Genomic DNA, 24,225 nt, shown 5'->3' with positions numbered 1-24,225 from the left:
CCTACCTTTCATTCAGCCATTTGCTGATAACTGCGGCAGCTCGGGCCGGATCCTCTTTCGCAAGATCGGCCAGTTGCGCCCGCAGATTTTCTTTTTGAGCAGTCATATACGGCTCGGTCATGACGATATTTTCGGAAAAGAGGTCGCGTGCCTCCGGTTCGATTTCTTCTTCCGGCCCGGTTTCCGCGTGTCCGCCAAACTGCTCATCGTCGAGCGCTTCGGCCAGTTGCTCCTTCCGCTTCAAGTACAGCATATAGCCGACCACGCCGCCTGCCACAAGGACAAGTGCCAGCGAACCGATCAGCCAGTAAATCCACGCCCGGCTGGTTTCTTCTTCCTTCTTCGGCGCCTTCTCTGTCGCGTTTTCCTGATCAAGAAACTGAATCGGCATGATCGTCACCTCTCCGTTTTGGAAGGTGCCGCTGAAAGTTTTCCGGTTCTTTGCATCCGCGCCTGCCGTCTGATCATTCGTCTCCATATTCGGTGTCAGACCTGCCGAAACGCCGATTGCTTTTGTGAATTCATTCATGTCGACACTGTTTTTTGTGAGTGCAGCCTGATCAACCCAGACGACAACATTGGTTTTCACCAGCTGCGGATGCTTTTTGATTTCCTGAATGGTTGCGTCCAGCTCATAGTTGCGCGTCTCAGAGGATTTCTCACTGCTGTAGTCGGAACTGCCGCTGCCATTTTCATCGGTATAATTCGGCACGTCTGCATTGGCATTTGTCCCGGCTTCCGTCTTATTGCCGCTGCCCTTTGCGGTATCCTTGGCGCTCTCCTTGGATTCGCTGCGCGTCTTGCCGTCATTTGGGTAGCTTTCAGTGTGCTGCTTGATTTCATCAAAGTTGATGGTCACATTGGCATTGACGCGGTAATTATCCAAGGCGAAAATGCTCGACAGGGTGCTTTCAATTTCTGTCTGGATATTTTGTCCAACCCCTTTTTCAATGTCCACTTCATTCTTGTAATCAGTGCTGCCTTCCTGCTGATTTGTCGCTGATTCGCTGATGACGCCGCGTGTCGTATCGATCACCGCCACATCATCCACTTGGATATTCGGTACGGCTGCACTGACGGTTCGCTGAATGCCTGCCACCTGATTGGCGGAAAGTGTCTCGCCTTTTTTAACCTTAAGTGTCACGGCCGCGCTTCCTTTTTGACTGGATTCCTCGAAAATCGAATTGGCTTTTGGAAGTGTCAACTGGACCGTCGCATGGTCGACTACATTGCCGTAGCCTTGAAGGATCTCTTTTTCCAGGCTGACCTTTGTCCCGACTTTTTCCTGCATTTTTTTATCCTCTTCACTAGCTCCGAGCGTATTATTGAGCAGAATTTCGCTGCCATCCTGTCCCGTATAGGGAATCCCTTTTTCATTCAGCGTATTTCTGACGAGTGTTTCTGTACGCTTGTTCACCCAAATCGTTCCATCTTTATCGATGGTGTAGTCGACGTCAAGTTTGGACAGCTCGGTTGTGACCTCACTTGACGCACTTTCCGATAAGTTTTTGTAAAGCACGACTTCTTCGCTCGGCTTGTTCATATAAAGGAGAACGATTGTTACAACGACAAAAAGGCCGACGATTATCGCGGCTTTGTGCCAAGCTTTTAATTTTTGATACATCGAATTGATTTTTGCCATGTCTTTCCTTCGCTCCAATTTTTATAAAGTTTTGGCTTATCGGCAAGTTCATTCGGCTAAAGTCCCCGTTAGCCTCAAATTTGTGTATTCAAAAGCTGCTTGTAGTTTTCAATGACATTATCGCGCACGACAGCTGCCGTTTTCATTTGCGACTCGACTGATTTCATTTGGATCAACACATCGCTTGCGTTTCCTTCGCCTGTTGTAAGCAATTTGTAGACCGCATTTTGCGCGCTGTTTTCTGCTCCGCTCATTTGGTCAAAAAGGGCGGCAAATTGATCAGCTCCACCTGTTTTTGCGGCTGACTGATTTCCTTCCAGTGACAAATTTGACTTGGCAAGTGCTGTGACCTGTCCGGCAGCTGCTAGTTCCATATTCTTTCTCTCCTTTAATTTCGACCAATTTCCAGGTCTTTTTCCATCATTTTTTCATTGGCTTGCAGGGCTGAGGTATTCGCTGCATACATTTTCTGACCGATCATCAGGTTGGTCATTTCGGCGGTCAAGTCCACGTTGCTGTAGCGCACATAGCCTTCCTGATCGGCATGCGGATGGGTTGGATCATAGACCATTTTGACATTCGCTGTATCCGTCTCGATGGCTGAAACTTTGACGCCTTTTGAGCCACCAGTCATCAGCTGATTGCTAAACGAGGCATTATTTTCCAGCACCACCCGGCGGCGCATGTAGGGCAATTGGCCGGCCGGTGCTGTCGAGTTGGCATTGGCAATATTATTTGAGCTGATTTCCATCCAGGTTTTCGCAGCATTCAAAGCTGAGCCGCTGCTATTGATTGCTTCAAACATTGATCATTCCTACTTTCCACGCGCTGCCGTCTTGATGCCGGAATCATAATTGAGTGCGTTTACGGCGATGGCATACATTTGGTTATTTTTCGTCAGGCGAATCATTTCATCCGTCACATTGACATTGTTTCCATCTTCGTTGATCGTGCCGCCCTTTTCCGTGACGCGTGTATAGGCGGTTGCGCTTGCATTCTTCGCCATGTGGCCTCGATGCGTTCGATTCATTGACAGCCCGCCTGTCAGCGCTTCGTCAAAACTGGCTTCTTTCGCCCGGTAGCCGCTCGTGTTGCTGTTGGCGATATTGGCTGAGGTCAGCTGGTTGGACGCGTTCAAATAGTTTAAATAGTGGCCGAGTGACGCTGTATAATTTTCCAAGCAAAGCACTCCTTCTTCTTAAAAAAATTTGGCATACTGGCGGTTGGCTGTGTCTTGTTTTCGACCATTTTGAAAAGCGGTCTTTGCCTGCTGCTTTTTTAAATCGGCTTCGTGGATGGCTGTTTCTAGAAATGCGCGTGCCTGCTTTAAAGTCCAGAGTGCCTCTTCGCGGTCTAGTTTCACCGCCTCTGTTTTCAATCGTTCAAAGCGGCATTTATATTCTTCTTCCGCTACAAGCAGGGCGCCTGTCTGTTCATCAAAACAGCGCCTAAAATCAGCCAAGATAGTGGTCGTTTTTGGCATATTGCATGACTCCTTCATAGCCCTCTTTGAGTTGGGTGATCACATGAATGATTGGATCAATATTGACCGCCTGGCGCAGCACCTGCATTTCACGAATCTGCTCGGAAATCCAAGTATACAGCCGGTAGATATTTTCATAAAGCTCCGCGTCTACTTCTGGATTCAGCTGCAATTTAAGCTCTTCAAAAATCTTTTCCATTTTATCTAAAAGGAGATCTGCCGTGGAGAAATGAAGCCCCGCAAAGGCCTGATCAATTTTTTTAAATTCAATGATGCATCTTTCATAAATGTAAATGGTATTTTTAATTGGATTGCTCGTTTCAAACTCATTCTGTGTATATCTTTTCCATGCCTGCATCCCTTTTCACCCCATTATTTAATCTTTATTTCCATTCATCCCGTCGATTAAAGCATCAAGTGTCATGGCGTTTGACTGCATCAATTGCATGCTTTTCAGCCATTTATTGTATTGTGAGGTAATATTATCAAGCATGCTGGAATTTCTGGCTTCAATATCATCAATTTTTTTATTCAGCTTCGTAATTTCATTGTTCATCGAGCTGGTTTCATCACTGATAAAGCCTGATGTGCCGAAAACCTTGTCGAGTGATTGGTATAAAGTATCACCCACGCCGCCAATCCCAAAAAAGAATTTTTCAACAGCGGCCGGATCTTCCGCAACCACTTCTTTCATTTTTTCTTCATTCACAGTCATGACGCCGTCCTTGTCGACACTGATGCCAAAATCAAACAGCGTGTGTCCGCCACGGCTAAAAGAAAAAATGGCATTTAGCGCTCTTGATGTCTCAAGGTCCACGGCCGACGCTTGAAGAGCCCCGCCTTTACTTGTATAAGCTTTGAGCATACTGTTCATATTGTTGATCGTTTGCACAAAATTTTTGATCATCGTTGCGGCATTATCATCTTTTTTATCTTGCACGGTCAAGGTTTCGCTTCGTTCGGTCTGATTTTTGATGTTGATGGTCACGCCGGGAATATAGTTCGTAATTTTGTTGGTACCACTTGTGACCGTTGCCCCATTGATTTTGACTGTCGCATCTTTTGCCGCCATGTACCCAGCGGAACTTTTGTCGAGCCCAAGTGCCTGAAGAACATTCGCATCCCCTTCAAATTTAAGCTGATTCGCCACGCCGGTATTGTTCGCACTGATGACCATATTGCCGCCGAGTGAATAGGCATTCACTTTGGCCCCCGCCGCGTTGATCTTTTCCATCACTTGCTTGTAAGTCATCGTGGCATTGATTTCGATTTCCGTCCCATTCAGTTTGACTTTTCCAGCTACACCAATCGGCTGGTTAATGTCTGGCACACCTTTACTATAGGTATCAGATGTCGCCAAGTTGAGCACCTCGATCGAATAGGAGCCATTAATCGAACCGCTCGTTGCCGAAACCGAAAATGCAGCTTCGTTGGAAGAAGTGGCCAGCTTGGTCGCACTCTCATAAGTGGAAAATCCTTTGATCGTTGTAAGCGACTTGTCGAGCGCATTCTTCAAGGACTTATATGTATCAATCTTTGTCTGGTAGCCGTTTATCTGCTGCTGAAAAGGCGTTTTTGCTTTTGCCAAATTGGCCTGTTCAAGCTGGATAAACTGCGAATAGTACTGCGTCGGATCCATTAAACTGCTTGCAATGGAGCTGCCCATTTTTTATTCACCTCACATATAATTTAAAATGCTAAGCTTCTGGACCATAATGCTGGATTGAAGGGCCGCCTGAAACGCCATCGTCGACCTGTTTAAATCGCTGACTGCTTTTGGCATATCCACTTCCTCCACATTGGCGCGCCGTTCTGTATAATCGATCACCCGATTCGCCAAGAGGTCATTGTAGCTGGTAATCGCGGTTTTATGGCCGCCGACTGTCGCCATCAAGTCCGTGACAATATTGACATTTTCGGTATGCTTCCCTTGCAAATTTCGCAGGGTATCGATGTCGCCTGCTTCCATGGTTTTGACGATATCCTGGATATTTCGGAACATCTCTGTGAATACATCGCCATTATGATATACTTCCACTTCATGCGTATCGGTCACTTGGAAATTTTTAGGGGTGGTCGTTCCTTGATAAGTCAGCTCGCCTGTCGACTGATCCACGACAAATGGCTTCACCGTCGTATTACTTCCACTAAAAATATAACGGCCGTCATCATCCGTATTGGCAAGTGAGATCATTGAATCAAGCAGCCCTTTGATTTCCTGCGCCGTCTGCTTGAGATTTTTTTCATCATTCGTTCCATTGACTGCCTGAAGAAGCAGATTATTGATACGCATCATGGTTTTATTCATGCCCGACAAGGCGGTATCTGCACTCGTCAAAAGAGACTGCGCCTCATCCACATCTGATTTTTCACGGTTCAGCTGGCTCAGCACATGATTGTAAGAAAGGATCTGTGCCGTCGCCGAAGGATTATCACTGATCTTCTCATATTTCTTCCCACTGGATACCTGCGTTTGATATTTGGCCAGCTCGACACTGGCATTATTCAGCTGCTGAATGATCGTATTCGTTTGCTGATTGGTTGAAATTCGCATTTTTCCCCTCCTAAACTAGAGCATGCCTAAAAGTGATTGGAACATTTCATTCACAACATTAACCGCCTTGGTATTGGCCACATAGTAACTTTGATACTGTAAAATATGCGTCATTTCTTCGTCCAGATTCACACCCTCCATCGACGACTTCGCACTGGTCAGGCCGTCCAGCACTTTCTGCTCGGCAACGGCTTCTGCACTCGCCTTCGATGCGTCGGTCGCAATCGTCGTGATCAAATTATCCATATAAGACGAATAGGTCATGCCGCCAATAGCCGACTGATCTTTCAGTGCTTTCATATCTGCTGCAATCACACCGAGGAAGCGTTTATTGTCGCCCGTTTCTTCAATTTTGCTGTTCAAGCTCAAATTGCCATTTGCATCCACTTGAAACAGGGACAAAGAAAATTCGTCGACATTTGCCACCTGCACCTGACTGTCAATGCTGTCCACTGGATAATCCGTCCCACCGATCGTCACGACATCATTTGTGACCGTCACTTTTGGAAATTTATCGATTTCGATCAACAGACTTTTACGCTCATTCAATAGCGCTTCATTGGTCGGATCCGTTTTCAGCTTGTCATTAATGGCCGCAATATCGCTCAAATAACGGTTCATTTTCCCGACCTGCAGCTGGTCGACATTTGCTTTCAGGCTTTTCGTGAAATCGGCCAGCTGGTTCGTATACTGTGCAAGTTCCTGTTCCTGCACACTGCTGCTGGCTTTTAAACTGCCGGTTGGTAAATCAAACGACTGACCGTCAATGGAAAAAATATAGGTATCCCCTTGCAGCGTCATGTCTACTCGACTAGCCTCGGCACCTTGAACGATTAGCTTTCCGCCGAATGTCACATCATAGACCTCCGGATTACCAGGATGGCTGGTCGTTTCGATCGTCCCAAACTGTGACAGCTGCCCTAGAAGTAGATCCCGTTCATTCAAGAGACTGTTCGGCGGATTGCTTCCAGCTGAACCGATCGCCTGGTTGACCGCCGCCAGTTTGGCCGAAACATCATTCAGCCCCTTGACCTGATTGGCCGTATCCTGCGTGAGTGTTTTTTTCAAATCATCCAGCCCCGCCTTAATTTGACCCAGCTGGGCGGTAAAAACTTTCATACTTGAAAGCAGTGCCGTGACATTCGTTTCCTGATCCGGATTCTTTGTCAGCACGCCCCATGCCGTAAAAAATTGATCGAGCGAATCACTGGGTGAATTTTTCCCAACCGTGCCGAATAAATTGACGATCTGCCCCAATGTCGAGCCCTTGAAGGCCGCGGCCGACTGTTTGGCAATTTGCGCATCGAATTGAGTCGTCAATACCTGATTCGTAACGCGGCTGATGTCCGTTACTTTCACGCCGTATCCCGTCTGGCGTCCGCTAATCATGCCGGAGTCGCCGAAAAGTTCTTTTTGCTCGACCGTCTGCCGCACGTATCCCGCCGTATTTAAATTACTGATATTCTGTTTGGCAACCATAGTGGCAATCTGTGCCGCCGACATGCCCGAAAGTGAGGCATTAAAATCACTCAGTCGCATCACTACTCACTCCTTAAAAAGTTTCATTGATGATCCGTGCTTCATTTTGCTGATAAGCCGACCCGTTCAGGCCTGCCGTCAGCTCAAACAAGTGCTCCGTAAAGGTCAATTTTTGTTCCATCAGTTTTTTGTTGGTGATCAGTTGGATGCGCGCCTTTTTCTCGGCTTCCAAAAGACGTTGTTTGCAGGTAGCAAAGCGTTCTTGCGTCGCCGCATCTAGCCGGTCCATGTAGGCGCCAATCCCTGACACCCCAACCTGCACGCGCCAGGCATCAACTTGATGATAGCTTCTCTCCAGTTCAAACAGCTCTTGATCGATCTCTTGCTGATAGCTTTCAGCTGCACTGTCATCTTTTTGCTCATAGGCCGTTTGCAGCTTCCCGGCCGTTTCATAAAGGGCTTCGTTCCGCTCGACTAATTGTTCCAGTATCCTCAAGATTTCCAATTTTATCACCTACAATACGATATTTAAGATCAGTCCGCTGATTTCTCCGATTCGGTTCAGCATATCCAAATGGCCAGTCCGCGTATCAATTAAATTCAGCACGTCTTCTAGCTGCTCATTTTTTTGCTCAATTTCCTTGGCAACCGTCATTTTTTGCAAGTAGCCGTATTTGGGATGGCGCGATTCCAAATCTTTATAATCCATCACTTGGCTAACATAAAAATTCAAAAAATCCTTCACCGCTTCTTTATAACGCAAGACATTTTCAGCTGTCATCTCAAGCTCGATTTTTTCTTTCTGTTCTGTCACCTGACCAAGCAGTCGATCAATCTCCTGACTGCGCAGCTTGGAAGTGTCCTGCTTTTTGGAAAGCGCCGCAAGCGAAAAACCGCCTGACTGTAAAGTATTCGTCTCTGCCTGCTTTTGTGGATGATTTTGGGCTTTATTTGCCTGCCAAATATGGTTGATATAAATACTATCCATCATTCTCCCCCAAGGGTTTCATACTTTTATTATACGGAAGAAATAGAGAAATGTATATGGTTTTTTAAAAAAATATTTTTAATAATAAAACGAAAATGAACATTAAAAAAACCAAACTGATAATCCTGACACTTGGATCTTTATAAGCCGTTCGAAAGTCCTTCCATAACAAATCAAAAAAGCTCATTTCCTGACTCGAAATCATCATCATTTTCGTCATGTCGCTGGCAAGTTCGGCCTCCGTCGCACCAAGATCCGAGCTCACAATTCCCGTCCCGATATGCTGCTCCATTTTTTGAAAATAGACAAACAGACGCTGCAACTGCCCTTGCACGCGGTCCATCATCACCGCCATATTTCCTTGACTGAGATGCCCTGTCGCCATGGTTTCAAGCTCTTGTAGAAAATCAGCTAGTGGTCCAGCAGAAGCACGGCTAAGCTCGCCCATCTTTTCATGGGGATGTTTGGCAAAAATCGGCAGCCATTCATTCATCGTTTTCAGATATTCATTGCCCAGCTTCCATAAATTGATATTTTCCGCCTGCAGTTCATATGTAAGTAAATGCCGCGAGTGAAACAAAATACTATATTCGCGCATTAATTTGATCAGCCAGCTCGTCTCGTCTTTCGCTTTTGCCAGCAGTTTGCTGACCTCGAGCGGCACATTTTCATTTTCATACTGCTTCATTTCCGCGATCGCACTTTCCGTACTTCGCGCAGCCAGCCGCAGCATATTATAATAAGGCACCTTTCCCGTCACATCGAACTTCAGCGAGCGGATGTTCGTCAAAAGGAAGCTAAGCTCATCGGTGATTTTATTATTCGCCGCGAGCAAACTTTTTTCAAAGGCGTCCGTGGTAAAATACCCATTAAAACTGCGTTGTTTCATCAGGATCGTGCTAATCTGGCCACTGATCTCCTGTGTAATCTGCTGCCATTTTGCCGAATCGGTGGCGTATTTAACCCCCGCTTTCATCAAATAATCGATCAGTTTGCCCGCTTTTGTAGCATTACTAATCATCAATTTGATTCGCAGGGCAATTTCCTGATTTTCCCCCGCCAACTTCATCTCCGTTAAATCATTGATTGAAAAGGAGACAGGCGGTAAACGGTTCGGCTCTTTCGTCATTTTTCTAGTTAATTCACTCTGTTCTTCCGGGGTGCTGGCTAATTTGCTCTCTTGGTTCAGTTGTTCCGCTTCCATGATTCCTTCAATTTTCATCCCAAGTCCCTCCCCATTTTTCTCTATTTGCCTTTATTCTGTGCAAAAATCAAAATGACTACAACGACTCCAACCGGCAGCCAAAGCGGAAAAGGCATAGAAGATGAAGCGCTTTTCTTGGCAGGTTCCGGCTGCTTGCCCGCATGTTTGGCTGATTCAGTCACCGGCGGCTCGACAAGTGCGTACTGCTGGGCTGCTGGACCAAGTTTCATCTGCGGCTGTGGCTCTGGCTTTTGGATTTCTGGCTGCTGGGGCGGGGGCGGCTCGACAGGTGGCAGTTCTGGCTGAATGACCGGTGTGACAGGAAGCGGATCGACCATTTCCACTAGAACCAGCCGATGCATGCTGCCATCAAAATCCCGATACTGCAGTGCGAGTTCGCCCGATTGACCGCGAAAATCCGCCGCCAGCTGGTCGTTTTGACGTTTCAGCTCGACAGGGTGCCCGCCGATTGTGAGCCGCCAGTCCGTCGTTTCCAAATAATCCGGATGCAACACAGCCCGAAGCGACCAGCCATCTGATTTTTGAAAACTTTCCTGCTTGCTTGTTGTAATGCGTCGCCCATTTTTTAACAGTGACATCCGCTGAAACGGCTGCCGATTTTCACGGTAAAGGAGCTTCGTGCCATTTGACAACGTAAAGACTTCCCCCAACCGACTCTTAGGGAAAAGATAGTCCCCAGCTAGCGGCTCCGTTTGCCACACATAGGAAAACGGCTCGATCACCTGCTTCGGCCGATTCGTCCAAATCTGCAAGCGGTCCCCCGCCGTAACGATCGCATCTTTCGCCAATTTTTGCCCATTCAACTGATAAGCAAAAACAGCCGCCGGAATCTGAATTTCCTTCGTTTCACGAGTCACATTCCCATCAAAATCGCTGACTGTGATTGCCAGCTGCAACTGCCGCTCCTGCCGCGTGCCCACATCAAGCAACAGCTCAAATGCACCCGTTTTTTCATTTCGACTGAATGACTCTGCCTCTTCTCCAGGCCTCACAACCGCTTGAACGGTCATCACGCCGGTTTCCAGGTCAGTTGCCGCAACACGGATCAGCAGTTTGTCCTCACTTTCAAACTGCCAAGTCATCTCATCGATTGTAGGCGGAACTTCATCTTTTTCACGCATCCGGTCCGCCACTTGAAAAGAACCGACTTCCACCGTCTCCTCCTCGTTTTGCTGCCAGACCGTCCAGAGCCCGCTCTCATCATACGGGCTGATCGTATAGCTCGGTGTCGCCTCTTCTCCCAAAGACACAAAGCGCACCTGCCCCGCCGCACCTTTCAAAAGAAGCTGCCCTGTATGTACCTCCACCTCGAAGGAAACCACATCACCCGTTTGATAGACACGAACCGGCATTGCGTTTTCGTCAGCTATAACAGACTGCTGGACACCTCCGAATATCATCAGGAAAACTGCCATAAATACCCATTTTTTCAGCATCATCTACTCCACAATTCCCGTCAATTTTACCGCAAAATGATCATTGACCTTAACAAGCTCCCCGTATGCGAACAACTTGCCATTCGCCAAAATTGCCAACGTTTCAGAGACACTTTCTTTTAAAATGAGTAAATCGTCCTCTTGAAAACGCATGAATTCATCCAGCTTGATTTTGGCTGTCCCAAAAACGACCTCCACCTCGACCGGCACCTCGCCTAAAATCTGATCCATTTCCCCGGCCTTGAAATCAGGCTGTTCCGCACGAAACTCCGGCAGATCAGCCGAAAAAGTCGCTCCATCACCGCGCCGTGCCCCTGCATTTTGCCCAGCAGTTACCCCAGCGCCAGTGGATGCATCCCTTCCAGCGTGCACCTTCGCATCAGTTGCCCCGCCCTGTCCAGCAGTCATTTTCGCATTATCTGGCGTGTGCTGATCAGCCGTTATTTCCCTCTCAGTCGCCGCGTCCTTCTCGACCACCTGCTGATCCGCTTCTCCCAGACCGCCTTGTGCTGCAAGCATCAGTTGCGCCATTTCGCGCGCTGCCTCAGGGTTGAAAAGCTGATACAGCGGCGTTTTCAGCAGCCCCTCTACTTCAAGCGGAAAAATCACCTCGACCGTCTTGCCTTCTTGGATGTCCTTTTCAATCACATCATTGTCGAGCAGACAGACCTCAACCGTTGGCGGGCTAATGTCGATCGTCATGCCCAGCAGCTCTGACATTGCCGTTGCTGAGTAGCCCATCATCTGGTTCATCAGTTCCTGCACAGCCGAGATTTCCAAATCGGTCAACTCTTGCTGCTCCGAGACCTCTCCGCTGCCGCCCATCATCAAATCTGCCATGATCAAAGCCGCCGATTGACTGATAATAAACGTATTGCTCGACTTGAGCCCCTCCACGAATGCCACCGTCGTGATTAGGCAGGGCCGCTCATTGTACTCAAATTCCTTGGAAGAAATAATTTTCGCCGTGGGAATCTGCAACGAGACTTTCCGGTTGAGCAGCTTGGACAGCACGGTGGATGCCGAACCAATCCCGATATTGCAGACCTCCAAAAAGACATCCAGTTCAAGCGGCGTCAAATCGATTTCTGTTTTTTGGTTGACAGCCGGCACGATTTCCTCCGCCTCCAGAGCCGCAGCCGGTTCGCCCAAAAGCTTTCTGGCCATCTGGAGCCCTTCTTGAACAGGAATCAACTGGACAAGCGAACTTTTCACTAGCGTACCAATCACCAGATCAAAGGAAACCTGAATCAATTCCTGCATCTCGGAATCCTGCAATTCTTCACGGATGGAAACGATTTTGATTTCAGGTGTCGTAATGTCGATTACATCTTGAAAGACATCACTCATCGCAGTTGCCGAATGCCCCATCATCTGATTCATCGCTTCCTGAACCGCACTTAGCTCCAGCTCCGTGAGCACAGCATCTTCTGCCACCTGCCCGTCACCCATCATCATCAAGTTTGCGATCAGGAGGGCCACTTTTGATTCGAGCACAAATAAATTGCTCATGTGGATGCCTTTATGGAATTCCACGCCCAGTACAACATGCGGAATGGCCGTATCCGTTGTGTCGTACAGATTGACTAATTCGACATGCGGCGTCGAGATTGTCACCGGCTGATTGAGTAAATTAGACAGCACGGTTGACGCGGAACCAAAGGAAATATTGGCAATTTCACCAATCACATCCAGCTCCATTTGCATGTTTTCTTTCTCGATCATTTGCTCCACTTTTCCTATCTCCCCATTCCACTCACGTAAAGTGGCGCTTGAATTTTACCGCTTTTTGCGTCCCGCTTCTGCCAATCAGGCATTCAAATTTCCTTTTATCCGATAGGTAACCAGAAAGCGCCTCACTCACATGCGTATCAAGCAGCAAGTAGTCGTCTTTTTCCAGCTCGGAAAGTTCTTTCAATGTCAGCGTGACCGTGCCAAGCGAAATTTTCGCCGTTTTTTCAATCTGGCTGATCTCTTCTTCCACTTCCTGATCAAAATTTTGCCGCTTATCAAAGGTATACTCGACCACATTTTCCAGCTTGTTCATAATGTCTTCCACCGAGAAAAACGGAACGCCCAGCCGGAAAGTGCTGATCCAGAATTCCGACTTCACATCCACATTCACAAGCGCCATCATATCATTGGCCGACGTGACCCGGAGCAGCGCCGGATTGGTTTCCACACTGACCACTGTCGGATGGATCGGATAAACGGCTTTGAAACTTTCCTTTAGCGCCTCACAAAATTTACTCAATAAATGATCGAGTGTTAATTGTTCAAAAGACGACAGCAGCCTGCGCTCGCTCAGCTTGCGTTTGGGATTGCCGCCCGATAAGCATTCATGAATGTAAATAATAAAAGACAAATCCAGTTCAACGATCACTTTTCCCAGTCGATCATCCCCCAGATCAAAGGTGACAAATAAATAGCTGTCGCTTGGCATTGTGTCCGTATAATCACTCGCAAATGAAACCTGATCGCTGAGTGTCGCCTCGGTGTGAATCGGAATCCGAATTCGCTGAGCCACATATTCCATACATTTTTTAGCAAAAGTCGAAGCGACCGTTTTCAAACTTTCCAAGTGCTCAGATGCAAATTTTTCCGGCTTATGGAAGTCATACGGGTGCAGCCGGCCGAAGTCGCCAATCTCCGTGCTCTCGTCCACCACTTCTCCTGCATTCATCTGTGTAAGCAGCGCGTCGATCTGCTCCTGACTTAATTTATCGCTCATTTTTTTGCTTCACTCCTGTCGTCATCGCCTGTCAACTGCCCAGTTCGGTAATTTTGACGAACAGTTTGCCGTCTTTGGTTAAAATTTCTCCTGAACCGATTTTCTTACCGCCGATCATAATACTCGCCACATTTGCCGTAGAATCTTCCAACCGATAGACGGTCCCTTTTTTTACATCGAGCAAATTGCCGATCTGCTGCTTCGTGCGGCCCAGTTCAAAATCAATCACAAGCGGAATCTGATTATTTAACATTCCTCATCCGCTCCTATTGAATCAAGTTGACGATCTGTTTCATAATGTCATCTGCAATTCGGATGACTTTTGTATTCCCCTGAAAGCCACTTTGGAAAGTCATCAGGTCTACAAATTCCCGCGACAAGTCCACATTCGAGCCTTCCAGTGCTGACCCGCTGATCCCGCCTGAGCCATTCTGTCCCGCAACTCCGAATGTTGGATCTCCAGATGAAAGCCCCGGCACATATTCCCCATCGCCCATCTTCACCAAACCGTCTTCATTCGCAAAAACAGCCACTGCCAGCTGCGCCACCGGAACGACCGTCCCGTCCGAATAACTGACCGCAATATAGCCCGCATCTGTAATCGCATAGTCCTTCACAGTTGCCGCACCCTTGCCATCACTCGTCGGCGTAAAAGTCTGCTCCGTCCCGTAATTCGTCAGCTTGCTCAAATCAAAGTCCAAATTGATCGTTTTGCCGCCCACCGTTTGATTAATATTGATCGCTTTAAGCACATCCGGATTTTGCAGCTGCCCCTGCGCATTGAATTGAAGCGTCCCGGTCACAGGCGGTGTCAAAGCCTTTCCGTCCATTTGAATCTCAAATGCATACGAAATATTGCCACTTGCATCCGGTTTTGCCGCTTTAATCGAAAGCCCCATCTTATGCTTGCCACCCGCATTATCATAAACCGAAAGCTCTGTCGTGATCGTATCTTTCCCCTTCCAGTCGAGCGGAATATTGCCACTCAGACTGCCATTTTTCGTTGCTTCACCTGGAATCGCCCCACTGAGCGGAATTTGAATTGGCTGCAAATTCGTACTAAGCACATTGCCATTTTTGTCAGTCGGATAGCCAAAAATATATTTCCCGCCCTGCGTTGTCAAATAATTATCCGAGGAGATCGAGAAGGCCCCGTTTCGCGTGTAGACCGTGTTGCCACCCGTTTTGTCACCTGCAACGAAAAAGCCCTTTCCTTGAAGTGCCGCATCCTTGTTGCGCCCGGTGGCTGTTGGCGAACCCGCCGTATAATCCGTGATGACAGCGCCAATCTTGGTCCCCGAGCCGATACTCATCGGATTGGTTCCAGCATAGCTGCTGCCTGCAACAGACCCCATCGTATTTTGATACAGCAAATCATTAAAAACGACCGATTGTTTTTTATAGCCGCTTGTATTGGCATTGGCAATGTTGTTAGATGTTACTGCGAGTGCCCGTTGAAAGGCATTCATCCCCGAAATTGCGGTATACATGGATTGATTCATTTTTACCCACTCCTTTAAAATTCACCCTAAATTTTGTCAGCTTTTTTGCTTGATTTCCGTCACATACGTCAGTGGTACAAGTGATTCTTTCCCTTTCAATTTCAACATGACGCCGTTCATCGTCTGCTGAATGCCTTCCACTTCACCACTGATAATATCACCACTCAAGGCAACCCCTTTGATTTCCTTCCCCAAAAAGGAAGCCGCCTGTTGAAATGTCGAATTTTGCGTCGTTTCTGCTAATTTATCCACAGCCGTCGTCATATTGGCGACCTGCTCCATCAGGGAAAGCTGTGCCATCTGACTCATCATTTCATTGGTATCCATGGGACTTGATGGGTCCTGATACTGCAAACTTGTCAAAAACAGCTTCATAAAATCGTCCTTACCCAGCGTCTTTGTTCCAGCAGTGGTCACACTATTCGTCTGACTATCTGCACCTACAACGGGAAAATCCAATCCTGTTCCTCCTCATCCGCTTCTATTTTCTCTGCTTGCTCCCTATGCTCCCGCTTCTCCTGCTGCTCTCGACCATTTTGTCCGCGGTCTCCATCCGGCTCACGTCTTTGATTCCCTTCCGCAACCAGACTGGCTTCCGCTTTTGAAGCAGACGGCGGCACACGTTCAGCTGTGACAAATTGAATATCCATCCCTTTTTCTTTATATTGCGTCCGCAGCTCCTGCATCACCTGCGTCACTTTTTCCTTCGCACCGCTTTCCGTATACTCCGCTCGTATGATCAGCTGGTCGGCCGACTTTTTCAAAATGAGCTCAATCTGCCCCAAATGCGCAGGCTTCAAGCGAATAAACAACTGCTCCCGCCCCACCTTCATTTTTTCAAGCTCAGCCACCTGTTTTTCCAACTCATTTTTCACTTCTGCCAGCGTTTTTGCTTCAGCAGGAGCCGCTTTCATCTGTTCCGCCCGACTGCTGTGCACCACCATGTCTGCTTGCTTCAACGGTACTGCCGCTTCCAGCTCGTTTTTTGAAAGAAGGATGGTTTCTTCCGGTTGTTTCATCAAAAGTCGGTCTGTTCTTACTTCCGGCTCTGTTATTTTCGTCATTCGTTTGTGATCATCTGGCAGTCGCTCAGGGACATCCTCCGGTATAGCCAGCTTAATCGCCGTCTCATCCCGTTTCCCCGCCGATTCTAACGTTGTTGGTATGACTTGCCCCGCTTTCCCGAGTTCTATTTTCTCTGTCTGGACAGGCTGCATACTTCCTTTTGAAAACGTTTGAAGATCGGTTTTCTGCAGAATTTCCGCAAAAAGAACCGCCAGCTCCGTCTGCTCAACCTGTCTTTCGGGAATCGCCTTCACCAACTGGTGGGAAACAGCTTTCTCTTCTGACCGTGGCATTTTCTCCGCATTTTGTTTCTGTTCCGCTGTAAAAAGCTCTGCCAGAAGCCCGTTAAAGCCGTCTGTTTTGACCCCATCTCCCTTTTCTGTCTGTTCTTCCGTTTCCAGTGCTGCAAATTCTCCAAAAAAATCCTTTAATTGAATCGGTGGCAAGTTCAAAACTTCTCCCCCTCTTTATTTGTTTAAAATCAGCTGCATGTCCAAACGGTCCTGTTCCACTTTCTTTTCTTCCTGCCGCATATAAACGGCTGCTTCCGTCTGATAAAGCTTTAATGCCTCTCGTTCCGTTTCGTCCAACTGCAAAAGGATGGCTTCATTTTGGCGAATATAGCGCTTCAGTTGCTCCGCCTCTTTTTGCAGCTGATCAAATTTCTTTTTTGAAAAACCATGTAGTTGCAATGCACCCGCCCGCATGACTCGACCAGCTCCAATCCCTCTTTCTCTTGAAAAAAGCACGGCCTCCTCATGGGCAATCTGGCATTCGTTCTGCGCCTTTTTTTGGAGTAAAAGTGCCAGCTCTGCAGAAACTTGTTGTTTTTCCTGTTCGATTTTGAATTGAATCGCTTCCAGTATCTCCTTTTTCATGTTGCCTCCCCCTAGTCGATTTCGGAAATCACAATGCCAAAATTTTCATCCATCAAAATCGCTTCACCAATCCCCGCCTTATGATTGTCCAGAAAAATTTCCACCTTGTGACCCGGTTTTTTTTCCACTTCCAGCACATCACCAACGGAAAGCTCGCGAATTTCCCCAACAGTCATTTCCTTTCGCCCAAGCCGAACGATCAAATGAACGCCAATATTCTCTACCTGTTCGATTCCCTTGGAGGGCATTTCCTCATTCTTTTTTGCCAGATTCCATTCAGGCAGATCCACATGATAAGCTTCCGTCACTCTACTCACTTCCTAAAACGTTTCTAAGTTTAAGACCAGCACCACACGGCCATCTCCCAGGATAGTCGCACCCGAAAAAGCAATTTCTGCTTCGCTAAAGAAGCCGCCCAGCGTTTTCAGCACGATTTCCCGCTGACCGATCACCTCGCTGATTTTGAGACCAATTGTCCGCTCGGCATTCTTCACGACCAAGAGCAGCTCTTCTTCCGCCGCCTCAAGTGGTCCTTCAAGCAGCCGCTCACTCAAATCGATCACCTCGATAATCGAGTCCCGGTACTGCAGCACATTTTTGCCATGGATGTTCTCCACTCTGGAACGCTCGATCGTCACGACTTCCTGCACAGCTGCAAGCGGAACCGCATAGCGATGCTCCCGCGTTTCGACCAGCATCGACTGAATGATCGACAATGTGAGCGGAATTTCAATCCGGAATGTACTGCCCGAGCCTTCCACCGAATCGACCGTCATCTTGCCGCCGATTTTCAGAATCGTATTACGTACGACATCAAGCCCAACGCCACGACCTGAAATATCTGAAACCTGCTCCGCCGTAGAAAAACCAGAGTCAAACAGCAACTCAAAAACTTCCCGGTCTGAAAGCTTCATCGCATCTGCCCGGTCAATGACACCCTTTTCGATCGCCTTTTCAAGCACACGCTTCCGGTTGATCCCGGCGCCGTCATCACTGATTTGAATAATCACATTATTGCCGCTATGAAAAGCCTCTAGTCGAATCGTAGCCGTTTCCGATTTGCCCGCTGCCCGGCGAATATCTGGCGTTTCCGCCCCGTGATCAACAGAATTGCGAATCAAATGGACCAGCGGATCGCCAATCTCATCAATCACAATCTTGTCCACTTCCGTATCGGCACCCGTTATTTCCAGCTCGATCTTCTTGCCAAGCTCTTTGGCTAGCCCGCGCACCATTTTTGGATAGCGGTTGAAAACATTTTCAATCGGAACCATCCGCATGTTGAGCAGCCCATTCTGAATTTCTTTGGAAATCGCCCCCAGCCTTGTCAAATGCTCAACCAGTTCCTTATTATCCGTACTGGCAGCAATTTCATCGATCCGGGCCCGCTCGATCACACTTTCCTCAAACATGTTCATCAATTTTTCGATTTTTTCCAGCTGCACGCGAATCGTTTTATTTTCCAAATGTGCGACATTTTTTTTGACCGCCGTTTTAGGCAGCGGACTTTTCGTTGCTTGCTGCACCAGATGGGTATCCGCCTCCGCTTTGACATCTGCCGTCTCGATCTCGGTGATATCTAGTAGCGCCGCTTCAATTTCAGCCGCCGAAAACTCCGATTCAAACTGTACAATAAAGGAATCCCCAAAAGCATCTTCTTCAATTTCCTGCACGCTCGGGGAAGTCTCCAAAATGTTGCCCAACCCGTCCAGCCGTTCCAGACACATCACTGCCCGCACTGCTTTCAAAACAGCCGCCGAATCAATTTTGATCGTCAGTTTATAATTCGTCATCCCCGGCAAATGAGCAGCTTCTTCTGCCAGCAGTTCATTCAGTGCCGCAACCGTTCGATCAATTTGAATCATTCCCGTCCCGCCTTGACTGATATCCGCTACCATCTCTTCCAGATGGGATGTACACGTAAAGATGATATCAACTAAATGCTCCGTGACAGCTAGTTCATGATTTCTAACAGCATCCAGCACATTTTCCATCGCATGTGTCAGATCGACCACATTTTGGAAGCCCATCGTTGCAGACATGCCTTTAAACGTATGCGCTGATCGAAAAATTTCACTCACAAGCAGCTCATTTTCCGGTTCCTTTTCAAGTTGCAACATGTTGTCGTTAAGCGATTGCAAATGCTCCGATGCCTCTTCGATAAATAAATCAAGCATATTTGTTGTCACTTGACTTCTCTCCTATCCTCTTATCTGGCTGCTTTTTCAAGCGCTTCTAATACCCGTTCTGCCTGAAAGGGCTTTACGATAAAATCTTTCGCTCCTTTTTTAATCGCATCTACAACCATGCCTTGCTGCCCCATCGCCGAACACATGATAACTTTAGCGCTTGGATCCTTTTGCATGATTTCATTTAATGCAGAAAGGCCGTCCATTTCCGGCATCGTAATATCAAGCGTCACAATATCCGGTTTATATTCCTCATATTTTTTGACCGCCTCAAGACCATTCTCAGCCTCAGCCACCACTTCAAACTGACTATCCTTGACAATATTTTTAATCATCGTTCGCATAAACATGGCATCATCAACAATTAACAACTTCACGAAAGAAACACTCCCTTAAAACAACATTTTTCAATTATTTTTCAATAAACCTCATAATATCATTTTATAATAAAAGAAAATTAATTACTACCTTTTTATAAAAAAAATAATGTTTAATAATAAAATATAACGGATATCTTCTATTTTTGCTACTTTTTTTGTAAAAAAGCCCCTTATCCGGGGAGATAAGGGGCCATTGTGGGTGAACTTTCTATAGATAAAAACGAAAATTAGCTGTTGATAAGTTGTGTTAGCATTTGCGGCGTTTGGTTCGCTTGGCTTAACATACTGATCGAAGTTTGCGTTAAAATCTTGTATTTCGTCATTTGGGACATTTCTGCCGCCATATCTGCATCTTCAATAGAAGAAGCCGATTGTTTTGTTGCAACAGATTGGTTGTTAACGTTTGAGATATTGTAGCTCAAACGGCTCATGCCCGCACCAAGAATCGCACGACCATCAGAAATCTTATTGATCAATTGATCGATTGCGTGAGTGGCTTTTTGAGCATCTTCTGCAGTGCCCACTTGAAGCGCACTATAGCCGGCAACTGTCGCCGCTGCAACTGCTGAAGTGACAACTGTTGTTGTATTAACACCTGTTGGATCCTCGTAAACAGTTGGTGTTGCTGCACTAACTTCAAGCTCTGCACTCGACAAGCCTTTTGCATCGAATAGGCTGACAGAAATTGTGTCATTCGCTTTATCCGAAGCTTGAACTTTAACCGTAGCACTACCGCCGCCTGTTTGATCAAGCAGTTTGATGTTGTTGTAGTTTGTTGTATTCGCCACGTGATCCAGCTCTTTAATCAAGCTGTTGAACTCAGATGTATATTGCTTTCTGTCCTCATCACTGAACGAACCATTGGAAGATTGAACAGCTAATTGACGCATACGTTGTAAGATCGAGCTCATCGAACTTAACGCTGAGTCAGCTGTTTGCAGTAAGTCAATCCCCATGGAAGAGTTTTTACTTGCTGCATCAAGGCCAGTTGCTTTGATATTCATCCGTGTTACTACAGCAAGACCTGCAGCATCGTCTAGTGAACTATTGATACGTTTACCGGATGCAAGACGTTCTTGCGCTTGATTCATACCTTCATTATTTTTACGAAGGTATTCTTGTGTTTTCAAGCTGATAATATTCGTGTTTACTTGCATATTTTTCCCTCCTAAATTCAGTTTAGAAAAGGCATCGCTCCTTTTCTATATGCTCTATTATATATTTGTTTTTTAAAAAAATCAATAATTTTTATTAAAAAATATAAAAATAGGACTTTTAATAAAAAAATGGCACCTATCATTCGTTTGATAGCGCCATTTTTTTATATTTTATAATACGAGATCGTCCACAATTGAAATCAGCTGATGAATATCTGGCTTGCTTACTTGCGCATCAGCACCGACATTTTCTCCTTTATGATGAAGATCCTCTGTGATCAGCGAAGAGAAAATAACAATCGGCAGGTTGCGCCCCACTTCATTTTCCTTAATTTTTTTCGTCAGATGGTGCCCATCCATTTGTGGCATTTCAATATCGGTGATCAGAAGATGCAAATTATCGAATGTCTTCATTTTCTGCTCAGCAAACAATTTCTGGATATGCTCATCCGCCTCCAGCCCGTTCACAAAGAAATGCAGATTCTGATAGCCAGCCTCATGAAGCGTATCTTCCAGAAGCTGCCGAAGCATTTGAGAGTCCTCCGCAATATAGATGACCTTCTCCGCCCGATTCACCTGTCCGCCTTCTTTTTCTCGCGCCGTAATCGCAAAATCACCATGACCGCTAATTTCATAAATGATTTTTTCATAGTCGAGCAGCAGAATAATTTTCCCCTCCAGCTTGACAAGACCTACAGCCAGATCTTCCAAACCGATCGACAATTTTTCCGGCTCCTCAATCTGTTCCCAAGAAATCCGTTGAATCCGATGAACCTCATCCACACGAAAAACGATTTTCATTTTATTCAGCTCGGTAATAATAAATTTAGTATCCGCCAATTCTTTTTCCGGAAGCCCCATCACCCGCGATAAATTCACAACCGGAATGATCTCGCCACGCACCTGTGTAACACCTTCGATCGCCGCATGTGATTCTGGAACCGGCGTTACTTCCAGCGGATGAATGATTTCCTTCACTTTCAAGACATTGATGCAAAATAGGTTTTCTGCAATTGTAAAAGTAACAATTTCAAGCTCATTTGTACCACTTTGTAACAAAATTCCTTTTTCTTCACTCATGTTTTTTCCTCCTTTAATAGACACTCGTTGTTTCTGCATCTAAAAGTTCTGCCAAATAGCGATTATTCGGAAAAGCATCGATCGCCTCGCCAATCCGCTTCAACCGATTCTCCTCATCCAACTGAATGGCAAAACGATGAAACCGAAAATCATCACTGAAATTTTCCAAGCCGCGTTCCGCAATGGCCAGCGCCTCGTCATAGATCTCATGTTCCGTCAAGTAACCAATCAAATTGATATAGCCCTGCTTCGTCACCTCATCTGCATCCACAACATTATAAAGATCAAGTGCAATATCAAAGTAATCATATTTAAAGAAAATATCTGCAATCTCTGCCTGAATCTGCTCAGGATATACCCCGCGAAACGTCAGTAAATGATCGACAAATGCCCCTTTTCCTAAAGCAATCGCCCGTTCCAGCACAAATAAATACATGTCCCGCGGCGCCTGGCTTCCCTGTTCAAAAATAAAGCGATAGATCGAACCCACATTACTATTTTTCATCACATCATCTAAATGGAGTGACCGATTTTCAAACTGCCAGATCGCCAAATCACCCGCATCCACCAAATTCGTTTTGATCCCAGCAATCACCGCCCGTTCACTGATGACCGGATAAAAATCCTGCATCGTCCCGATTCGCGTCTGAAAAATTTCCACAAGCAGCGGTTCGAGCCCCTCCAGCGAATTGAAAAGCAGTCGTGAAAGCTCTGTCAGCCCCTGTTGAATAATCATGGAAAGCAGCTTAATCCCCACATCCAGGTTTTTCACAAACTGATGCCGAATGATAAAGTCAAACACTTCATCCGGACGGTGAAACTTGCTCAAAAGCGTGATCATCTGGAACATCACCACATAGTCTGAACTATTTTCCTGATAAGCAAGCGCCAGATATTTCATCGAACGCGTGTAATCTTTTTCCTGCATGTATAAAAGTCCCAGCCTCTTGTATGGTAAAAACCGCGTTGCCTCATACAAAACGATTGGATGATACGTCACATCTGCCGGCTCGATCAATTTATGATAAATCGCCTTGGCATCCTCCAACTGGTGCGTCACATCATACAAATCGGCTTTTTTCAACAGAAATTCCGGTACATCCGGCCAAATAATCCGCGCTTCCTCTAAAATTTGCAAAGCCTCGTCAAAACGTTTTTCAAAACCAAGCAGCTCTGCAATATAATAAGCACTCAGCTTCGCCCAGATAAGCTGATTATGCTCACGCGCCTTAAATGCCTTTGTAAAGCACTGCAAGGCCTCTTTATTTTTCCCTAACCGGCGCATTTCCTGCCCCATATTAAAGTGATGAAAGCCACCCTGTTTATTAGAATGCTCTTTTTCAAGAATCTTCAAGTTGCGCTCCGATTTCCCTTGCTTATCAACAACACTCACCATATAGCCGTAGTGATACACTTTTAGGCCCAGCTCATATAGCGGCATCGTTTTCCCGTCCACATGATCAAGCTGTTCATGAAGCGCACCGAAAAAAGCGATCTTCTGATTATTTTTATACACCCGTGCCATCTTGCTCGTAACCGTATGCGCCCCTTTTTCACCCGTAAAACTAATGATCTCTACCGCAAAAATTTCTGCATCCGCCCGATTCTCAGAACGCAGCTCAGCCTCCATCTTCTGATAGCTCGCCTCTTCCAAACATTCATCTGCATCCAGCGCCAAAATCCATTTTCCACTAGCCTTTCCCGCAGCAAAGTTTCGCGCTTCGGAAAAATTCCCCGTCCAGGTAAAATCATAGACATGCTCCGTAAATTCCCGTGCGATTGCTTTTGTATCATCCTCTGATCCCGTGTCTACAATGATGATTTCATCCGTAAATTTTCTAAAGGAGGCTAAGCTTTGCCTTAAAATATGTGATTCATTTTTGACAATCATACAAATCGAAACAAGTGGCCGCATTTTTTTCCCTCTTTCCTTTAATTTATCAGCTTAAATTTATCCAATTCATTTCGATGAATCAGATGCTTTTTTGTTTTTGGCAAATCAACAATCATACTCTGGACCCCGGCCGTTTTGGCAAGATCCACTGCAATCAAATCAGTCGCTTTATCCCCATTATAAAAACAAGTTACCAAGTCCATTTTCGCAATCAGTTGCTCATAAAAATGCGCATACACCGACCGCTCCAGCATCGTTTTATACGTACCGAATACCTGATGTGTCGCGCCAAGTGCCGTCAAATAGGTGAAGCACGTCTTGAACGGCTCACTCATAACCTCCGTTTCGGCCAGCGTGTACAAAAACAATCGCGGAGCCAGTGCCTCATTTTCCAAAAAGAATGTCAGCACTGGATTTTCAACTGATTTATAGGCGAGCAGATGAATCTGATTCTGCGAGGCATATTTTTTCAAATACGCCTGAATTTCCGCCTGATCAAATTCCGTCAATTGATGCGATCCCGTCAGAAGAACCTGCACACT

The 24,225-nt window shown here is 46.4% G+C and carries 27 protein-coding genes; all 27 read right to left on the bottom strand.

Annotated features, from left to right (window positions below):
- Position 1: 1 nt before the first annotated feature.
- The 27 genes from fliF to CS921_RS05605 all read right to left on the bottom strand — a co-directional run bounded on the left by fliF (position 2) and on the right by CS921_RS05605 (position 24,222).
- Positions 2 to 1,642, bottom strand: coding sequence for a flagellar basal-body MS-ring/collar protein FliF (fliF, locus tag CS921_RS05735; protein WP_099222105.1), 1,641 nt, complete (start codon positions 1,640 to 1,642; stop codon positions 2 to 4).
- Between the two features lie 74 nt (positions 1,643 to 1,716).
- Positions 1,717 to 2,016, bottom strand: coding sequence for a flagellar hook-basal body complex protein FliE (gene fliE, locus CS921_RS05730; RefSeq protein ID WP_099222104.1), 300 nt, complete (start codon positions 2,014 to 2,016; stop codon positions 1,717 to 1,719).
- Between the two features lie 14 nt (positions 2,017 to 2,030).
- The gene (gene flgC / locus CS921_RS05725) at positions 2,031 to 2,447 is read right to left on the bottom strand and encodes a flagellar basal body rod protein FlgC (protein WP_099222103.1); all 417 of its coding nucleotides are present in this window, start codon (positions 2,445 to 2,447) and stop codon (positions 2,031 to 2,033) included.
- Positions 2,448 to 2,456: 9 nt separating this feature from the next.
- Positions 2,457 to 2,822 (bottom strand): flagellar basal body rod protein FlgB, encoded by a 366-nt coding sequence (gene flgB / locus CS921_RS05720; protein WP_099222102.1) that lies wholly within the window; start codon positions 2,820 to 2,822, stop codon positions 2,457 to 2,459.
- 18 nt (positions 2,823 to 2,840) lie between these two features.
- Positions 2,841 to 3,125 carry a hypothetical protein gene (locus CS921_RS05715; RefSeq protein WP_099222101.1) on the bottom strand — a complete coding sequence of 95 codons (285 nt, stop codon included), beginning with the start codon at positions 3,123 to 3,125 and terminating at the stop codon, positions 2,841 to 2,843.
- Positions 3,097 to 3,483, bottom strand: a complete 387-nt coding sequence (locus CS921_RS05710; protein WP_099222100.1) for a flagellar export chaperone FliS — start codon at positions 3,481 to 3,483, stop codon at positions 3,097 to 3,099. The genes CS921_RS05715 and CS921_RS05710 overlap by 29 nt, the downstream gene beginning before the upstream one ends.
- Before the next feature lie 18 nt (positions 3,484 to 3,501).
- The gene (locus CS921_RS05705) at positions 3,502 to 4,791 is read right to left on the bottom strand and encodes a flagellar hook-associated protein 2 (protein ID WP_099222099.1); all 1,290 of its coding nucleotides are present in this window, start codon (positions 4,789 to 4,791) and stop codon (positions 3,502 to 3,504) included.
- Between the two features lie 12 nt (positions 4,792 to 4,803).
- The gene (locus CS921_RS05700; protein WP_099222098.1) at positions 4,804 to 5,679 is read right to left on the bottom strand and encodes a flagellar hook-associated protein 3; all 876 of its coding nucleotides are present in this window, start codon (positions 5,677 to 5,679) and stop codon (positions 4,804 to 4,806) included.
- A 15-nt stretch (positions 5,680 to 5,694) separates the two neighbouring features.
- Complete coding sequence (gene flgK / locus CS921_RS05695; RefSeq protein WP_099222097.1) at positions 5,695 to 7,218, bottom strand: flagellar hook-associated protein FlgK; 1,524 nt, start codon at positions 7,216 to 7,218, stop codon at positions 5,695 to 5,697.
- 13 nt (positions 7,219 to 7,231) lie between these two features.
- A complete protein-coding gene (locus CS921_RS05690) occupies positions 7,232 to 7,663 on the bottom strand; it encodes a hypothetical protein (protein WP_099222096.1) in 432 nt (143 codons plus the stop codon).
- Positions 7,664 to 7,672: 9 nt separating this feature from the next.
- Positions 7,673 to 8,146 (bottom strand): YaaR family protein, encoded by a 474-nt coding sequence (locus CS921_RS05685; RefSeq protein ID WP_099222095.1) that lies wholly within the window; start codon positions 8,144 to 8,146, stop codon positions 7,673 to 7,675.
- Between the two features lie 64 nt (positions 8,147 to 8,210).
- Positions 8,211 to 9,368, bottom strand: coding sequence for a hypothetical protein (locus CS921_RS05680; RefSeq protein ID WP_099222094.1), 1,158 nt, complete (start codon positions 9,366 to 9,368; stop codon positions 8,211 to 8,213).
- A 23-nt stretch (positions 9,369 to 9,391) separates the two neighbouring features.
- Positions 9,392 to 10,807 carry a hypothetical protein gene (locus CS921_RS05675; RefSeq protein WP_099222093.1) on the bottom strand — a complete coding sequence of 472 codons (1,416 nt, stop codon included), beginning with the start codon at positions 10,805 to 10,807 and terminating at the stop codon, positions 9,392 to 9,394.
- A 3-nt stretch (positions 10,808 to 10,810) separates the two neighbouring features.
- A complete protein-coding gene (gene fliY, locus CS921_RS05670) occupies positions 10,811 to 12,541 on the bottom strand; it encodes a flagellar motor switch phosphatase FliY (protein ID WP_099222092.1) in 1,731 nt (576 codons plus the stop codon).
- Between the two features lie 22 nt (positions 12,542 to 12,563).
- A complete protein-coding gene (gene fliM / locus CS921_RS05665; RefSeq protein WP_099222091.1) occupies positions 12,564 to 13,538 on the bottom strand; it encodes a flagellar motor switch protein FliM in 975 nt (324 codons plus the stop codon).
- 31 nt (positions 13,539 to 13,569) lie between these two features.
- Positions 13,570 to 13,791: a flagellar motor switch protein FliN gene (locus CS921_RS05660; RefSeq protein ID WP_099222090.1), complete on the bottom strand. Its 222-nt coding sequence runs from the start codon at positions 13,789 to 13,791 to the stop codon at positions 13,570 to 13,572.
- Positions 13,792 to 13,804: 13 nt separating this feature from the next.
- Positions 13,805 to 15,040, bottom strand: a complete 1,236-nt coding sequence (locus CS921_RS05655; protein WP_099222089.1) for a flagellar hook protein FlgE — start codon at positions 15,038 to 15,040, stop codon at positions 13,805 to 13,807.
- 36 nt (positions 15,041 to 15,076) lie between these two features.
- Complete coding sequence (locus tag CS921_RS05650) at positions 15,077 to 15,499, bottom strand: flagellar hook capping FlgD N-terminal domain-containing protein (protein WP_099222088.1); 423 nt, start codon at positions 15,497 to 15,499, stop codon at positions 15,077 to 15,079.
- Positions 15,481 to 16,557, bottom strand: a complete 1,077-nt coding sequence (locus tag CS921_RS05645; RefSeq protein WP_099222087.1) for a flagellar hook-length control protein FliK — start codon at positions 16,555 to 16,557, stop codon at positions 15,481 to 15,483. Before CS921_RS05645 ends, CS921_RS05650 begins: the two co-directional genes overlap by 19 nt.
- 15 nt (positions 16,558 to 16,572) lie before the next feature.
- Positions 16,573 to 16,983, bottom strand: a complete 411-nt coding sequence (locus CS921_RS05640) for a hypothetical protein (protein WP_099222086.1) — start codon at positions 16,981 to 16,983, stop codon at positions 16,573 to 16,575.
- Between the two features lie 11 nt (positions 16,984 to 16,994).
- Positions 16,995 to 17,291 carry a FliM/FliN family flagellar motor switch protein gene (locus CS921_RS05635; protein WP_099222085.1) on the bottom strand — a complete coding sequence of 99 codons (297 nt, stop codon included), beginning with the start codon at positions 17,289 to 17,291 and terminating at the stop codon, positions 16,995 to 16,997.
- 12 nt (positions 17,292 to 17,303) lie between these two features.
- A complete protein-coding gene (locus tag CS921_RS05630; RefSeq protein ID WP_099222084.1) occupies positions 17,304 to 19,172 on the bottom strand; it encodes a chemotaxis protein CheA in 1,869 nt (622 codons plus the stop codon).
- Between the two features lie 20 nt (positions 19,173 to 19,192).
- Positions 19,193 to 19,549, bottom strand: coding sequence for a response regulator (locus CS921_RS05625; RefSeq protein ID WP_099222083.1), 357 nt, complete (start codon positions 19,547 to 19,549; stop codon positions 19,193 to 19,195).
- A 230-nt stretch (positions 19,550 to 19,779) separates the two neighbouring features.
- On the bottom strand, positions 19,780 to 20,709 hold the full coding sequence (locus CS921_RS05620) for a flagellin N-terminal helical domain-containing protein (RefSeq protein ID WP_099222082.1): 930 nt from the start codon (positions 20,707 to 20,709) through the stop codon (positions 19,780 to 19,782).
- Between the two features lie 171 nt (positions 20,710 to 20,880).
- On the bottom strand, positions 20,881 to 21,789 hold the full coding sequence (locus CS921_RS05615; RefSeq protein WP_099222081.1) for a chemotaxis protein: 909 nt from the start codon (positions 21,787 to 21,789) through the stop codon (positions 20,881 to 20,883).
- A gap of 13 nt (positions 21,790 to 21,802) precedes the next feature.
- The gene (locus CS921_RS05610; protein WP_099222080.1) at positions 21,803 to 23,704 is read right to left on the bottom strand and encodes a tetratricopeptide repeat-containing glycosyltransferase family 2 protein; all 1,902 of its coding nucleotides are present in this window, start codon (positions 23,702 to 23,704) and stop codon (positions 21,803 to 21,805) included.
- Between the two features lie 17 nt (positions 23,705 to 23,721).
- On the bottom strand, positions 23,722 to 24,222 hold the full coding sequence (locus CS921_RS05605) for a hypothetical protein (RefSeq protein WP_099222079.1): 501 nt from the start codon (positions 24,220 to 24,222) through the stop codon (positions 23,722 to 23,724).
- Between the last annotated feature and the right edge of the window lie 3 nt (positions 24,223 to 24,225).

The organism is Listeria costaricensis, from assembly GCF_900183385.1.
Classification (GTDB): Bacteria; Bacillota; Bacilli; order Lactobacillales; family Listeriaceae; genus Listeria; species Listeria costaricensis.
The sequence above is the reverse complement of the archived record's forward strand: the minus strand, read 5'-3'. Positions and strand labels throughout refer to the sequence as shown.